The 13,780-nt window shown below is 56.8% G+C and carries 12 protein-coding genes and 1 pseudogene; 3 read left to right on the forward strand and 10 right to left on the reverse strand.

What is annotated here, in order from left to right; genetic code table 11:
* Positions 1–464 precede the first annotated feature (464 nt).
* From DL1_RS09155 to DL1_RS20845, 4 genes and pseudogenes are all read right to left on the reverse strand, one after another.
* The gene (locus DL1_RS09155) at positions 465–1,616 is read right to left on the reverse strand and encodes a hypothetical protein (protein ID WP_162178741.1); all 1,152 of its coding nucleotides are present in this window, start codon (positions 1,614–1,616) and stop codon (positions 465–467) included.
* 20 nt (positions 1,617–1,636) lie between these two features.
* Positions 1,637–2,190 (reverse strand): annotated as a pseudogene (locus tag DL1_RS22050) (integrase core domain-containing protein); the annotation flags it as partial.
* A gap of 27 nt (positions 2,191–2,217) precedes the next feature.
* A complete protein-coding gene (locus DL1_RS09160) occupies positions 2,218–2,847 on the reverse strand; it encodes a hypothetical protein (RefSeq protein WP_038065222.1) in 630 nt (209 codons plus the stop codon).
* Complete coding sequence (locus DL1_RS20845; protein WP_051693440.1) at positions 2,840–4,393, reverse strand: glycosyltransferase family 2 protein; 1,554 nt, start codon at positions 4,391–4,393, stop codon at positions 2,840–2,842. The genes DL1_RS09160 and DL1_RS20845 overlap by 8 nt, the downstream gene beginning before the upstream one ends.
* Before the next feature lie 651 nt (positions 4,394–5,044).
* On the opposite strand from DL1_RS20845, the gene DL1_RS21570 reads away from it, so the two are divergent.
* Positions 5,045–5,425 (forward strand): hypothetical protein, encoded by a 381-nt coding sequence (locus DL1_RS21570; protein ID WP_143081656.1) that lies wholly within the window; start codon positions 5,045–5,047, stop codon positions 5,423–5,425.
* Between the two features lie 294 nt (positions 5,426–5,719).
* Here DL1_RS21570 and kdsA read toward each other — a convergent pair whose 3' ends face one another.
* From kdsA to DL1_RS09185, 3 genes are read right to left on the reverse strand one after another with little or no spacing between them, the layout of a single operon-like run.
* Positions 5,720–6,559 (reverse strand): 3-deoxy-8-phosphooctulonate synthase, encoded by an 840-nt coding sequence (kdsA, locus tag DL1_RS09175; protein WP_038065228.1) that lies wholly within the window; start codon positions 6,557–6,559, stop codon positions 5,720–5,722.
* A 27-nt stretch (positions 6,560–6,586) separates the two neighbouring features.
* A complete protein-coding gene (locus tag DL1_RS09180; RefSeq protein ID WP_038065231.1) occupies positions 6,587–8,335 on the reverse strand; it encodes a KpsE/RkpR family capsule polysaccharide export protein in 1,749 nt (582 codons plus the stop codon).
* Complete coding sequence (locus tag DL1_RS09185; RefSeq protein ID WP_038065234.1) at positions 8,319–8,972, reverse strand: ABC transporter ATP-binding protein; 654 nt, start codon at positions 8,970–8,972, stop codon at positions 8,319–8,321. The genes DL1_RS09180 and DL1_RS09185 overlap by 17 nt, the downstream gene beginning before the upstream one ends.
* Before the next feature lie 152 nt (positions 8,973–9,124).
* Between DL1_RS09185 and DL1_RS09190 the strand changes: the two genes are divergently transcribed.
* Together DL1_RS09190 and DL1_RS09195 are read left to right on the forward strand one after the other, a co-directional pair.
* Entirely contained in the window at positions 9,125–9,703 is a 579-nt protein-coding gene (locus DL1_RS09190; RefSeq protein WP_038065237.1) for a uracil-DNA glycosylase family protein, read from the forward strand.
* Positions 9,700–10,500: an SseB family protein gene (locus tag DL1_RS09195; protein WP_038065240.1), complete on the forward strand. Its 801-nt coding sequence runs from the start codon at positions 9,700–9,702 to the stop codon at positions 10,498–10,500. Before DL1_RS09190 ends, DL1_RS09195 begins: the two co-directional genes overlap by 4 nt.
* Before the next feature lie 29 nt (positions 10,501–10,529).
* On the opposite strand, the gene DL1_RS09200 is transcribed toward DL1_RS09195, so the two are convergent.
* The 3 genes from DL1_RS09200 to rpoH form a co-directional block, all read right to left on the reverse strand.
* Positions 10,530–11,504: a quinone oxidoreductase family protein gene (locus DL1_RS09200; protein ID WP_038065441.1), complete on the reverse strand. Its 975-nt coding sequence runs from the start codon at positions 11,502–11,504 to the stop codon at positions 10,530–10,532.
* Positions 11,505–11,582: 78 nt separating this feature from the next.
* Entirely contained in the window at positions 11,583–12,560 is a 978-nt protein-coding gene (locus DL1_RS09205) for a Gfo/Idh/MocA family protein (protein ID WP_038065243.1), read from the reverse strand.
* A 204-nt stretch (positions 12,561–12,764) separates the two neighbouring features.
* Positions 12,765–13,664 carry an RNA polymerase sigma factor RpoH gene (gene rpoH, locus DL1_RS09210; protein WP_038065246.1) on the reverse strand — a complete coding sequence of 300 codons (900 nt, stop codon included), beginning with the start codon at positions 13,662–13,664 and terminating at the stop codon, positions 12,765–12,767.
* Between the last annotated feature and the right edge of the window lie 116 nt (positions 13,665–13,780).

The raw sequence follows: 13,780 nt of genomic DNA on the forward strand, positions 1-13,780 counted from the left end.
CCCGACACAAGCCCAACATAGCCGGTTCCAATCACTACAATCCGCATCTCGTTTCCTTATCCGTCAAAGGGGCCGTGTGGTGTCACATAAGTCTTGATGGATTGGTTCTTTAAAGTTTTGGCGAGCATTAGTCCACAATTGTCGGAGCGTGGCTCGCTGACAATTTCGATTTTGCAAGGAGATCTGAGTGGTCCTCAAGGCATCATGATGTCGCTCAAAAAATCTTTTGATGCGTGAATTTACGAATCTCGGTTTTAGGAAAACTTGCCTCTGTAAGCGCTCCTGCACCCATCAGGTGGCGAAATCTCTCTTGAAGAGGGTCTTTATTTTTGAAGTTATGGGTTCGACGTTTGTTCTGCCCCAAGGTGGCAGTATCGACTTATAATTCTGACTTATAATCGCGTTTAATCTATCTTGGCGTGATGAACTAATTTGAAGAGTTTTTCGTGCACGCTCTTGTCTTTCTATTGCGTTAAATTTTTTTGAAAGAAATTTCGCGCCACCTCATCCCTAAGAATTGGGAGATGTTTGCCAAGCTGTGGGAGGATGACCTCTGTTGCTTCGCTATAGTGAATTGGTTGACATTCCCTGACTTTTTCAAAGTCCGAAAAAAACGGTCCGGATCGAATGGTTGTGCCAAGAAAGTCGTGGATAGGAGCGAATCGATCATACATTTCTAAGCGTGCCTTTTCACCAATGAGCTCAATTTGTGAGCTTTTCGGTAATTCTAGAGCGGGTGTGATCAATTCCAAGAAGTTTCGCGCCTTCACAGCGCTCTCAGGTGGTAGATCTTTATTCGCTCTTCGCGCTAGCTCAAATGTCGCTCGATGGTAGCTCGGGTTGGCAATGCTCGGTGGTTTCATGTTGTCCGGATAAATTAATCCAGATTGGACTTTGAAATCTTCGATTGAACCTCCATTCATCATGACGTCAGCATGATTTCGAATTACAAAATTCGCTTCGGGAAATGCATCTATCCAAGGCTTTATCATCCTTTGGTAATTAAAGTGAATTCCGTCGAAATAGGTTTCAAGTCCACCTTGGTCGAGAGGAGCTAATTTATGGCCGAAGCGTAACCTTTGCGAGTGCCAAGACATGAGATACTCGTCGACCCTTCGGATCGTTGCGATGAATTGAAACTCTGCACGAGGGAATTCCTTTTTTAGCCTTTGAAAAAATGAAGAAGTGATGGTGCCGAAGTTTGCCATAACTTCTGAAATAAGTACCACATGATCAGGATTTATCGCATTGATCTGACAACGTATTGCATGAAACATCTGAGAGGTATGAGGAAGGTGCGTATGAAACGGCGGGACGGGGCTATTCCGATGCTCTTCTATCATTTTGAAGGCGAGGGCGTTATGGGCCTCGCGCGCGTTTATGGGCAGGCGCACATCGTCGCTTTCAGGCCTCAATGTTGCACATTTGGCCAACATTAAGGAGAGTCCTTGAAAATCTACCATCGGATAGAGGATTTTTTTATCAAGTAGTGATTGGAAGTTTTTAGAAAAGAAATCCTGAAGTGCCGTTGAGCCTACTTTGTGATGGCCAAAAAAAACTATTATCTTCATGTTGAAACTATCTCCATATTCCGCTGGCCGCTGGCGTGCGCCCAAGGGGTCGTCCCTTTTGATTGCTAGTGCATCGTCCGTCTCTGATCCATAGGAATGATTTTTCTGGCGCGGTCGGACGGTACTTTAGGATGCTGCGCGGCCTGATCGTGTTGTAGTTCATGCGCCAGATCTTGATCAGGATTTTTGGTTCTCTCAGGCGTAGAAGATTTCTCCATTCATCGGCTCGTCGCGGGACCGGGCGTTGAAGCTTTCACGGTATCCGTTCTCCCAGGAGGATCTCGGCTCAATGTAAACAGTCCTGGCAGCCACTGAAGCGTTTCAGTCTTGCACCTTCTGCGCAATAAATAAGGGCCATTGTCGGATCTAATGTATCCGGGTATGCCGCGTGAGGCATTGGCAGGGCCGTCAATGCATCCATCACGTCAGTTGAACTTAGCTTGCGATCCACGCGAATCTTGAGCGCCTCCCTAGTACGCTCGTCGATGATCTTCAGAGTCCGATAGAATAGCCCGATAGCGGTTTGATTTTGGGTGAAATCACAGGACCAGACATGGCTGCGTCGGTCGGGTCGCAGTCGAGCGCACGACCAGCATTTAAGCCAGAGCCGTCCTTTTTCTTTTGCTTCTGGAGCGGGTCGCCTCGTCTACATTTCTCCGAAAACAATACGCTCAAAGCAAGCATCAAGCGCTCGCATCTTGTCAGAGGCAAGCTCTTCGACAAAGCGCGCGGTTTTACTCTCCTTACGCAACTTCTCGGACTGCTCGAGACTAACCTCGCGCGACCATCCACCACCGGGCCCCAAGTTCTTCAGGATCGTACGGTTCGCGGCTTCTTCGTTGTGCAGAAGATAAGTTCGCAATTCTTCACGTTCATAGTTGGGCATCGACACCTTCTGAGCAGCCTCGATGAACTCAAAGCTATTCTCATGCAATGTGGGTGATATTACTCCAAGGTACTCTGGATTGACGATCGCCGAAAAGGTCATCATTGGAAACGCTGAACTGCCATATGAAATCGATGCTATGGATTTGTAAGGTCTTTCGGCGACAAGCGCGGCCGCCTTGGAAATCTCCTCTAAGCCTGACCAAGGAGAGTTTTGAACGTAGATAAAATAGACGTCGCACCTTGCCGTGCTTAAGAGCTTTCTGCGGCGATACCAATGAGGATCCTCCTCAAAAAATACTACGCATTCTTCACTCATGGGGGTGGTAGGGTACGAAAGATTGACAGTTTGAGAAAATTTTTCGATCTTAATAGTCTCGGTTTCAGACATTGCCGTCTTCCTCTCTCAATCTGGCCAACTCCGAAACAAGATAGCCCGGAGACGCTGAATATATTGGGTATTCAATAAGTCTCAATTTTCTTTCCCTAGCTTCTCTCTTTACGTTGTGCCAATGGTCGTCCCATTGCTGGCGCCAAAAATTCTTGACCTCTTCGTCGGACGACATTTGGTGAAAATCCCTAGCCTCTGCAAGGTACTTTCCGCGGCGAAACTTAGACCTGCTATTAATCCAGTCCTCTACAGGTCGATAGTTCAGTAGAAAGATGGATTCTGGAAAGTGCTCAATAATATAGCTGAAATCTAAAAATCCGTCATATACAATCTTTGGGCCCGACACACTGATGTCGCTAATTACCTCATAGTGCGAATACTCATCAAAGGGTTTTGCGCCGGACGCCTTCGCATCATACAGCGCCTTCGCCAAGTGCCCTTCATCCCAATGGCAAAAACTGTATCCAGCGCGAGAAAGCTCTGCACAAATTTCTTTCGATCCCGCACGATTCATTCCGATTTGAAAAACCTTGTCTCTCTCTCGAACAATCGCGCCAGAGGGTTGCGACAAGTGTAAGAAAGCTACTTTCTTTTCGTAGGGCTTTACATGCTCTCTGATCTTCTTTGAGAACTTTAGATCGATATCGATTATTAAATCCATATGCCGAAGCTCGGTCAGCGCGGTATCGCTCAAAACGCTTGTACTGAGAAAGAATGACTGCGCACCTTCTTCTCCGCTCTCTTTCCGGGCTCTGTCGTAGGCAAGGAAAGGCGCTTGTGCCTGTTCCTTTAGACTATCCATGTACTCCTTTGAACTAAGACGTCGCTCGAATTTCTTCCTGAAATCTTCAAAGGAACTAGGAAAGCTGTGCAGGAGAACTGCTTGCTCTTGTGGTACGACGAATGTCGGCACCATCGTGCCGTTGGAGCGGACGAAGTGAACGTTAAAAACTGCCGCTCCGACACTGGAGGCTCTTTGAAAAGATTTTCCGACTTCGTGACCCAAGAATCCTGAGGGGAAGAGCTCTGACATCTCGCGGAAGAGCACCCGCGAAAATTCGGATCGGTTCTTGGCCTTTAGCTTGAAAATTCCATCGCATTGCAAACTGCCCCTCACAGGAGCTGCTTTAAAGATATGCTCGGCTGGGAGCACACGGACCGCATTGAACTCATCGGGCGTGTCGGCGAGCATCTCAGAAATGCTCTGAGCGTTTCGTGGGAACAGGTACTCATCGGTGTCGATATTGGCGAGCCAATCGCTAGTCAGCAAGTTGCGCGCCGCGTAGTTGGCGTTGTAAATTTGTCTTTGGCGATGATCAGATGGTCTGCCGCCCTTTCGAGCCCGCCAATAGGCCTCGTCGCAGGGCACTACCGTCAACCTTGGTACCCGCGATAGGCGCTCTATCGCTAAGTCCGTCGGGTTGTCGAAGAAAAGAAAAATCTCCTTAACCTCGAGAGACAGGTGATGGGCGACGAAACGCTCGATAACAGATTTCGGCTCGGAACAGGTGGTGACTATTGACCAAGTTGGACATTTATCGTTCACGGTTGCCCTCCAACTCGCAATGCATGGCTACTTCCACGTCTCTTCGCGCGGTACGTAAGCATGTCATATCACGTCGCTGAAGTAGTTCCAGTAGCGGTTCGTACGCGAGACAATCCTACACATCCGTTCACGCTCTTCGGCGCAGACTTGAAGATGGGATGGGCTCGCTCGATAGCGCCTGGTTCGCAGGCAAATCCTAAGACCCTTCGATGATCATGTAGCGAGGAAGCGCTTGTCTGATCTATGGCTAGCAACTTGGATCGCGAGCGCGCAGTGAACCTTTACCATTTGTTAACTTACCTTCCCTATTCTGAGCTGAATGGGCGGAGGCTATTCAGATGTGTCGAGCGAACGAAACCAAAAGTCTGGAGGCGATCGTGCTCGACTACATCGAGCGGTTCGGGCTCACCGAGAAAGCCCGCAGACACTTCATTGAGGGCGAGCGAGCTGACTGCGACTATCCGAGCCCCCCACTACAATGCTGCACAGTAAGGCCGCCGCTTTGTTCAAAGGGATCCGAGGCGTTTCGCCTTAGGCCGCAGATCTCAAGAAATTTTCACCCTATTGGGTGGGTGAGAAGTTGTTTCAGTTGGCGCTCGGGTCGCCGATGAAAATTAATTTTTAGACCAGCGTCGCAAAGGGGCGTTTTTCATGAAACTTACAGAATTCGAACTGGATAGCATACGTATAATTCTTGAAAGAGAAAAACCAAACCTCTTAAAATACCTGTCACAGCTATCCGTATCTTCGCGGAAAGACTACGGCGGAAGCAGAGTGATAACATTTTGCGAGATTTGGCCAAACATTGGTCAAGAAACGAATCTTGTCTTGGGAGAAATGTTGTACTGCGAGGTGCAAGGCATGGGATATGGTCTGGGCTTTCTACTCTTTGTTGATGGGGGCGCGCCCGCAGCTTTGGAAATATTTAGTCACTGCAATGAAGCAATTCCTGAACACATCAGCTTTTATGAACATATCTGGAGCTGCTTCCCCAACTGCGCTTCGGTCACTCACGTGATGGGCACGGCGTAGAACTTCGTCGCGAGAAGCATCAGGCATAAGTTAGGGGTGTCGTCGTTTTTCGACGTTGCTACACGTTCGCGCCTGCGGCCCAGCATGAGCCTACGTGACGAATCAAAACCGCCGCGATCGACAAACACTGCAATTTTCAACGATCTCGCAAAAATCCCGCAGAATTAAAATTCTCCTATGAATTTCAAGTTTCTAGCATTCCTTTACTGGGACTCCGAGTTGAAAGCATAGGCGGATCCGAGCGCGCTATCTTTACCCCGGCGCTCCGCCGGGGCTTGGCTTGGCGCGTGCCGCTTATCTCGGCAGGCGGATTGGGGTGTCCTTGGCCAGCCGGTCGAACTCCATAAGGGTCTGCACGAGCTTGGGCATCTGATCGAGCGGGATCATGTTGGGGCCGTCGGAGGGCGCAGTGTCGGGGGCTTCATGCGTCTCGATGAAGACGCCCGCAATCCCGAGGCTGACCGCACAGCGCGCCATCACGGGCGCAAATTCGCGTTGGCCACCCGAGGAGCCGCCCTGACCGCCGGGTTGCTGCACCGAGTGGGTGGCATCCATGATCACCGGATAGCCGGTGCGCGCCATCTCGGGCAGGGCGCGCATATCGGCGACCAGCGTGTTGTAGCCAAATGAGGTGCCCCGCTCCGTCAGGAGAATCTTTTCATTGCCCGTGGAGGCGACCTTGTCGGCGACATTGGGCATGTCCCAAGGTGCCAAGAACTGACCTTTCTTGATGTTCACGACACAGCCGGTCTCGCCCGCGGCCAGCAGCAGATCCGTCTGGCGGCACAGGAAAGCCGGGATCTGGATCACGTCGACGACCGCGCCTGCGATCCGCGCCTGCTCTGCATCGTGGATATCGGTAAGCACGGGACAGCCGATCTCGGCGCGCACTTCCTGCAAGATCGCCAGCCCCTCATCAATGCCAAGGCCGCGCTTGCCCTTGAGGCTCGTGCGGTTGGCCTTGTCATAGCTGGCCTTGAAGATGAACTGGGCGCCGGCCTCATCGCAGGCGCGTGCCATCTTCTCGGCGATCATCATTGCGTGGTCGCGGCTCTCAAGCTGGCAGGGGCCCGCGATCACGCTCAGCGCGCGGTCATTCGAGACGGTCAGCTCACCGATCTGCACATCTTTCATCGTCATCTCCTCAGGCTTTGGGGACGCTCAGCTCGAGACCTGCTCGCGCAGGATCGAGGCGGTGAGCGACAGCATGAGATAGATGCCCGAGAAGATCAGGAAAGCCAACAGCGTGTTCTCGAAGGAGCGCGGATAGGTCGGCTCGTCCGGGGCCACGGGGCGCACACCCATCTCCAGATAGCGCACCTGTTTGTTGGCCTCGATCCGGGCGGTCTCCATCTGCTGGGCGGCTGCCGACATCAGCATCTGGCGGGTCTGCAATTCGCCTTGCGCGATCTGCAACTGCCCCGTCACGGCGGCCAGAGACTCGTTGCCGTTCTTGGTCGTGCTCGTGAGCTGGCTGCGCGTCTTGTCCACCATGTCCTGAAGGCGTTTGATATCGCCCTGAACGCCGGTCACGCGGGCTTGGTTGGGACGCGGGTTGTCGAGCAACTGGCCCAGTTCGAGGCGTTTTTGCTGCAGCTGCGTCTCTAGCGACGAGACCTGCCCCATCACCACGGAGCTTTCGCTGACCGGATCGAGAATGCCGACCTTCTCTTGCAGTTGCTGCACGCGGGCTTGGGCTGCAAAGACCTTTCTTTCGGCGTCCTCGTAGCTCTCGCGGGCGCCTTTCATCTGATCGTCGCGCAGACGCGAGGTCAGCTGGTCCACCTGTTTCTCGGCATAGGAAATCAGCGACTCGGAGAATTTCTGCGACAGCGCTGGCGTCGGGGCAACGACCTCCATTTTCACGATGCCCTCGGAGGGATCGTAGCCGATCTGGACCATTTTTTGATAGAGCTGGTAGGCCTGCTCGTCGCTTGCGTTTTTCGGCAGGCGCTGCAGCGGGTCGATATCGGGGTTCTCGAACACTGTCTTGAAGCCCACATCCCGGTCGAGCCGGAGCATCGCGTCACGCGATTGCAGATAGGACTGAACGGTGACGGAATCCTGGTTGGTGGCAAGCTGGGTGCCCGAAAACAGGCTGCCAAGCCCAGATTGCCCCATGCCTTCAGCCTTCTGGATCACGAAGGCGGATTTCGTCGCATACATCGGCGTGGCCATCGCGTAATAGTAATAGGCCGCGATCAGCGTGGGCAGGAAGACGAAGAAGGCCAGCCGCGTTGCCAGCAGCAAAAGCTTGCGGCGGCGGCGCTTGGCGATATCGGTCTGGATCTGCAAGATCTGCGCTGCCCGATGGTCCGCTTGGGCCAGTTCGGTCGAGGGGACTTGGCCGGGCTTGACGGTCTGGGGCAGCTGGACCCGCGCATCCGCACCCGCGCCATCGGTACGGGCCAAGGCCCGCGAGGTCACTTCAGCGGGGTCTTGGGCCTTCACCATCGCCACGATATTGGAGCGCTCGAACGGGTTGACCCCACGGCGGCGCAGCAACAGCACGGCTTCGAAATCCGAAGTGGCCTCGATCCCGTGTTTCTGCGCCATCCGGCGGGCCAGCCGCAACTGGCGCCCGGTCAGCCCTTCGGCGCGGATCTCGGAAATTTCTTCGTCGAGCGTCTTCTCGCCCTTTGCCAGCACCTTCGTGCCGCCTTGCGCGGTGGCGAATTTCTCGTCGCCAAAGCCGTCATCCTGCGGCTCGAACAGCTGCTCGGGATTTTGCTCGACGCTTTTGGCCACGGTCTGCTCTTGGGCGCGGGGCTGAGCGGCGGCAGGGGCTTTGCGTGTTTGGCCCGCGCTCTGGGCAGCATTGCGCGGGGCAGGCACGATTGCCTTGCCATCGAAGAGAACCGGAGCCTCGCGGCGGATGCGATATTTCTGCGCCTTAGGACTGGTAGTCATACATCCGCTTCGCTTCTTCCAAAGTGTCAAACATGTGGAGCTGCCCATCGCGCAGCACCGCCGCCGTGCGGCAGAACTTCTCCAGCGTGGCAGGCTGGTGCGAGACCACGACGACCGTGGTGTTGCGCAGCCGGTCGCGTAGGATCGAGCCTGCCTTGCGGTTAAACTCCACATCCGTGGTCGAGGGCATCCCCTCGTCGATCAGGTAGATGTCAAATTCGAGCGCAAGCAGCAACGAAAACGTGAATCTTGCGCGCATTCCCGAGCTGTAAGTGCCCACAGGTATGTCGAAATATTCGTCGATCCCCGTGAGCCAGCGGCAAAATGCCTCGACATAGTCGGGATCGAGCCCGTAGAGCCGCGCGATGAAGCGCGCATTCTCGCGCGCCGAATGCTTGCTGACCACGCCGCCCATGAAGCCCAGAGGAAACGAGACCCGGCAGGTCTTGCGGATCTCGCCCTCATCGGGCTTCTCCAACCCGGCCATCATGTTGATAATCGTGGTTTTTCCGGTGCCGTTGGGGGCAAGAATCCCCAGAGAATTGCCCAATTCCACGCGAAAGCTTGCGCGATCAAGGATCACCTTGCGCTGCTTGCCGGTCCAAAAGGACTTTGACACATTCTCAAACTCTAGCATGGTTTCGCGATCCGCCCCTCGGTCTGCGGCCTAGATGAACATGACTCAGTGTGGTTAATAAAGTCATCTAATCGTTCATTTGGGCCTTATTATGTCCGTTTACGAGAGGGTAGGGCAATCACGAACGGTTTGTTGGCGCCAAGGAGACAATGATGCCCAGCGTGCAACAAAAGATCGCGGCCTGTCAGATCTGTGCGCAGCGATTCAGTGCCACCGCCACGCGACACGAGCCGCGTCCCGTGGTGTGGTTCGAGCGCGGTGCGCGGATCTTGATCGTGGGGCAGGCGCCGGGGCTGCGCGTTCATGAATCGGGTCGGCCTTTCACGGATCGCTCCGGGGATCGTTTGCGCGACTGGATGGGGATCGACGCGCAGACTTTCTATGACCGCAAAAGGATCGCCATTACCCCGATGGCGTTTTGCTTTCCGGGCTATGACGGGACGGGCACGGATCTGCCGCCGCCCCCCATTTGTGCGCAGACATGGCATGAGGCCGTGATGGCCGAGATCGGGACGCCCGATCTGACCTTGCTGGTGGGCGGTGCGGCGCAGCGTTGGTATCTGGGCACGCGCAATGTCACACAGACAGTTGCGGGCTGGCGCGCGCATCTCCCGGCCCTCTTGCCCTTGCCACATCCGTCCTGGCGCAATACGGGATGGCTCAAACGCAATCCCTGGTTTGCCGAGGCGCTGCTGCCCGTCCTGCGCGCCCGGGTGAAGGAGCTGACATGACCCCATATGACCGCGCCCATGCGCTGATGCAGGCCGAGCCCGAGAATGACGCGCGCCGTCTGGCTGTCTATGACCGTCTGGCCGATGCGGAACTGTTCTTGTTGCTCGAGCAGGAGCCGACGGACGAGACCATTCGCCCGCAGGTGTTTTCCGCCGAAGAGGGCGATTTCGTGCTCGTCTTCGACACGGAGGAGCGGATGGCCGAGTTTGCCGATGCCGCGCAGGCCTATGCGGCGCTGCCCGGTCGGGTGATCGCGCAGCATCTCGTGGGCGAGGGGATCGGGCTTGGGGTCAATCTGGGCGTGGCCGACTCCGCGATGCTCTTGCCGCCCAATGCGCTGGAATGGCTGACCGAGACGCTGGCTCATCAACCGTCCGAGGGGCAGGGCCGTCCGGTCGGATTCGCGGCCCCTGCGCTGCCGCCCGCGATGCTGGGACTTCTGATGCCCGCTTTCGAGGCCAAGCTCGATCAGCTTTCGGGGCAGGCTCAGGCGGCTGTGCTGGGCGGTGTGACCTATGAAGACGGGCATCGCGGCCATGTCCTGGCGGTGATCGGCGCGCATGAAGGGGTGCGCCCCGGGATTGCCAAGGCGATGGGCGAGGCGCTGACCTTTTCCGGGCTCGATGCCGGAGAGCTGGACGTGACCTTCCTCGACGCGGGAGACCCGGCGGCGGAGATCTTGCTGGAGACCGGGCTGGTTCTGCACATCCCCGAGCATGAGGAAGAAGAGGTCCAGGAGATCACCCCCGGTGCAGGCCCCGGCATGGACCCCAGCAAGCCGCCGATCCTGCGCTGAGGACCGGCGGGCGCTGAGGCGTCTCTGTCTCAGACTTCCAGAATGGTGCAGCCCGTGGTCTCGCGCGCCTCGAGCGCGCGATGCGCATCCGCGACGTCGCGCAGGCCAAAGCGCTGACCGATGGTGATCTTGACGTCGCCTGCCAGCACTTTCTGCGCAAGGTGCTTGGCCATCGCCTGACAGGTCGCGTGATCGCCGATATGGGTGAACAGGGTCGGGCGTGTGATCTTGAGCGAGCCCTTCTTGCCCAGAAGGCCGATGTCGAAGGGCGGAACAGGCCCTGAGGCGTTTCCGAAAGACATCATCATTCCCAGCGGCTTGAGGCAATCGAGCGAGCCTTCGAACGTGTCCTTGCCCACCGAGTCCATCACCGCATCGACGCCTTTGCCATGCGTCAGCTCGCGGACCTGCTTGGCCCAGTCCTGCGTGCGGTAGTTCAGGCAATGTGTGGCGCCATGGGCAAGCGCCAGCTCACATTTCTCATCTGTGCCTGCGGTTCCGATCAGGGTGATCCCTTCCGAGCGCGCCCATTGGCACGCCAGAAGGCCCACGCCGCCTGCGGCCGCGTGAAACAGCACGGTATCGCCCGCTTTCAGGGGCGTGGTGCGATGAAACAGATACTCCACCGTCATCCCCTTGAGCATCATGGCCGCACCTTCCTCAAACGAGATGCCCTCGGGCAGCGGACAGACCTGAGCGGCAGGCATGACGCGCGCCTCGGAATAGGCGCCGGGCGGGTTCGAGGCATAGGCCGCGCGATCCCCGACCTTGAGATGGGTCACGCCTTCGCCGACCGCCTCGATCACGCCTGCGGCCTCCATGCCCATCGCATGGGGCAATTGCATCGGATAGAGCCCGGTGCGCTGATAGACATCGATGAAATTCAGACCGATGGCTTTATGCGCGATGCGCACTTCGCCCTTTGCGGGCGCGCCCACGTCCAGATCCACCAGCTTGAACTGCTCGGGGCCGCCATGGGCTTCCAGAATAGCTGTCAGTGTCATGTCTCGTTCCTTTTCGTAATCGTCCATTTGTGAAACCCGCGCGCAGTCTCCTCTGAGGGGCTGCGCGGTATTGCGGGCTTAGGCAATCTCGGAGGCGCGCACCAAATCGATCATCGCCTGCGTGCCGCGCGCGTCTTCGAGCGTCCAAGGGTAGGGCGCCCCCTCGCGGATGTGGCGCACGAAGTTTTCGACCTGCAAGACATATTGGTTCACGCCCGGAAAGCGCTGCACGAGATCGGGCTGGCCCGCGCGCACAAGCGTCACTTCGGCTTGGCTGAACACATTGGCGTTGAACGGGCAGGTGAGGCGGATCAGCCCTTCCGAGCCCTGAAACACCACCTCCTGACGCGGTTGCAGCCGGGTTGAGGTGATGGCCGAGCAGGTGAAACGACCCGCGGCATTTTCCATCTCGCCGAACGCATGCGCGAACACGTCGACATCGTTTTCGCGCCGGATAATCGAGCGCAGCTGGGCGGGCTCGGCCCGCGCAGCAAAGCGCATGCAGGAATAGGCATAGACCCCGATATCGGGGATCGAGCCGCCGCCGGTTTCGGGCTTGTTGCGGATATTGCCGGGATCTGGATTGTTGAAGCTGAAGACCACATCGGCATGGCGCAATTCGCCGACCCGACCCTGATCGAGCCAATCGCGCGCAAGCTGCCATTGCGGGTGATGCACGATCATATAGCCTTCCGTCGCAAAGCGCCCGGAGGCGTCGCGCGCCGCGATCAGCGTGTCGATTTCCTCCGCCTGCATCGCAATTGGCTTTTCGCACAGGACATGCTTGCCCGCCGCCAGCGCTTTCTTGGTCCATTCGACATGGAGCGTGTTGGGCAGCGGAATATAGACCGCCTCGATCGTGGGATCGGCCAGCAATGACTCGTAGCTGTCATGCACCTCAAGATCGGGGCAAAAGGATTTGAAAGGCTTCGCTTTTTCGGGGGAGGAGGTCGCCAGCGCCGCGAGCCGCGCGCCTGCGGCGGCATGGATCGCGCGCCCCATGTGCTCGTGGGCGAATTTGGCAGCCCCCAGAATGCCCCAATTCATCGCGCTCATCTGAAATCCTCCCAAGCCCTCAGTTCGGGCGAAGGTATCGCATACGCCCGCAAGGGCAACCCCGGGAGGCGCAGATATAAAAAGCGCCGCCTCCCTCTCAGGGGACGCGGCGCGGATACTGATACTCACACAAACGTGGCGCCTGCGATCTGGCGCAGGGCTGTACTATGCCCGGCGCCTTCGACGCGCCGGACCCGCCCGGTGTCATGCGGGCACGGCCATGCCTTTTTCGCGGGCCAGATCCGTCATGCGCTTTTGCAGCTTCTCAAAGGCGCGCACTTCGATCTGGCGGATCCGCTCGCGCGAAACCTCATATTGGCCCGAAAGCTCTTCCAGCGTGACGGGATCGTCGCGCAGGCGGCGTTGCATGAGAATATCTCTCTCACGCTCATTGAGCACATCCATCGCGGCCATCAGCATCTCGCGGCGGGTCTCAAGCTCTTCGCTTTCGGCATAGGCTTCGGCCTGATCGGCATCCTCATCCTCAAGCCAGTCCTGCCACTGCGCAGTTCCCCCTTCGTCGCCTGCGCCGATTTGCGCGTTGAGCGAGGCATCCGAGCCCGACATCCGCCGGTTCATCGAGATCACCTCATCCTCGGTGACGTTGAGATCGGTCGCGATCCGCTTGACGTTCTCGGGGCGCATATCGCCGTCTTCATAGGCGCCGATCTTGGATTTTGCTTTGCGCAGATTGAAGAACAGTTTCTTCTGCGCCGAGGTCGTGCCCAGTTTCACAAGGCTCCACGAGCGCAGGATATATTCCTGAATCGCAGCCCGGATCCACCACATCGCATAGGTCGCAAGCCGGAAACCCTTTTCGGGATCGAAGCGCTTGACCGCCTGCATCAGACCGACATTGGCCTCCGAGATCACTTCGGCCTGCGGCAAACCATAGCCGCGATAGCCCATCGCGATCTTGGCGGCGAGGCGCAGGTGTGAGGTCACCATCTGATGGGCGGCGTCGGTGTCTTGATGATCGGCCCAACGCTTTGCCAGCATGTATTCCTGCTCCGGCTCGAGAAGCGGAAACTTGCGAATTTCCTGCAGATAACGGTTCAGCCCCTGTTCAGGGCTGGGGGCGGGTAGGTTGGTATAGCTGGTCATATCTGTCCCGTTCTCCCTATGGCGGCCATCAACATGGGGCTAGGGGTGCCCCGTTGCAAGTATAACGCATCTCCAAACCGAGTGGTTCACTCAAGAATTCGAGACACCGCGCTGCG

The organism is Thioclava dalianensis, assembly GCF_000715505.1.
In the GTDB taxonomy this organism is placed as follows: Bacteria; Pseudomonadota; Alphaproteobacteria; order Rhodobacterales; family Rhodobacteraceae; genus Thioclava; species Thioclava dalianensis.

Excerpts from the sequence above, each read along its gene's own strand:
- DL1_RS09160 (WP_038065222.1), bottom strand. The coding sequence starts at position 2,847 with ATGTCTGAAACCGAGACTATTAAGATCGAAAAATTTTCTCAAACTGTC.
- DL1_RS21570 (WP_143081656.1), top strand. The coding sequence starts at position 5,045 with ATGAAACTTACAGAATTCGAACTGGATAGCATACGTATAATTCTTGAA.
- kdsA (WP_038065228.1), bottom strand. The coding sequence starts at position 6,559 with ATGAAAGATGTGCAGATCGGTGAGCTGACCGTCTCGAATGACCGCGCG.
- DL1_RS09180 (WP_038065231.1), bottom strand. The coding sequence starts at position 8,335 with ATGACTACCAGTCCTAAGGCGCAGAAATATCGCATCCGCCGCGAGGCT.
- DL1_RS09185 (WP_038065234.1), bottom strand. The coding sequence starts at position 8,972 with ATGCTAGAGTTTGAGAATGTGTCAAAGTCCTTTTGGACCGGCAAGCAG.
- DL1_RS09190 (WP_038065237.1), top strand. The coding sequence starts at position 9,125 with ATGCCCAGCGTGCAACAAAAGATCGCGGCCTGTCAGATCTGTGCGCAG.
- DL1_RS09195 (WP_038065240.1), top strand. The coding sequence starts at position 9,700 with ATGACCCCATATGACCGCGCCCATGCGCTGATGCAGGCCGAGCCCGAG.
- DL1_RS09200 (WP_038065441.1), bottom strand. The coding sequence starts at position 11,504 with ATGACACTGACAGCTATTCTGGAAGCCCATGGCGGCCCCGAGCAGTTC.
- DL1_RS09205 (WP_038065243.1), bottom strand. The coding sequence starts at position 12,560 with ATGAGCGCGATGAATTGGGGCATTCTGGGGGCTGCCAAATTCGCCCAC.
- rpoH (WP_038065246.1), bottom strand. The coding sequence starts at position 13,664 with ATGACCAGCTATACCAACCTACCCGCCCCCAGCCCTGAACAGGGGCTG.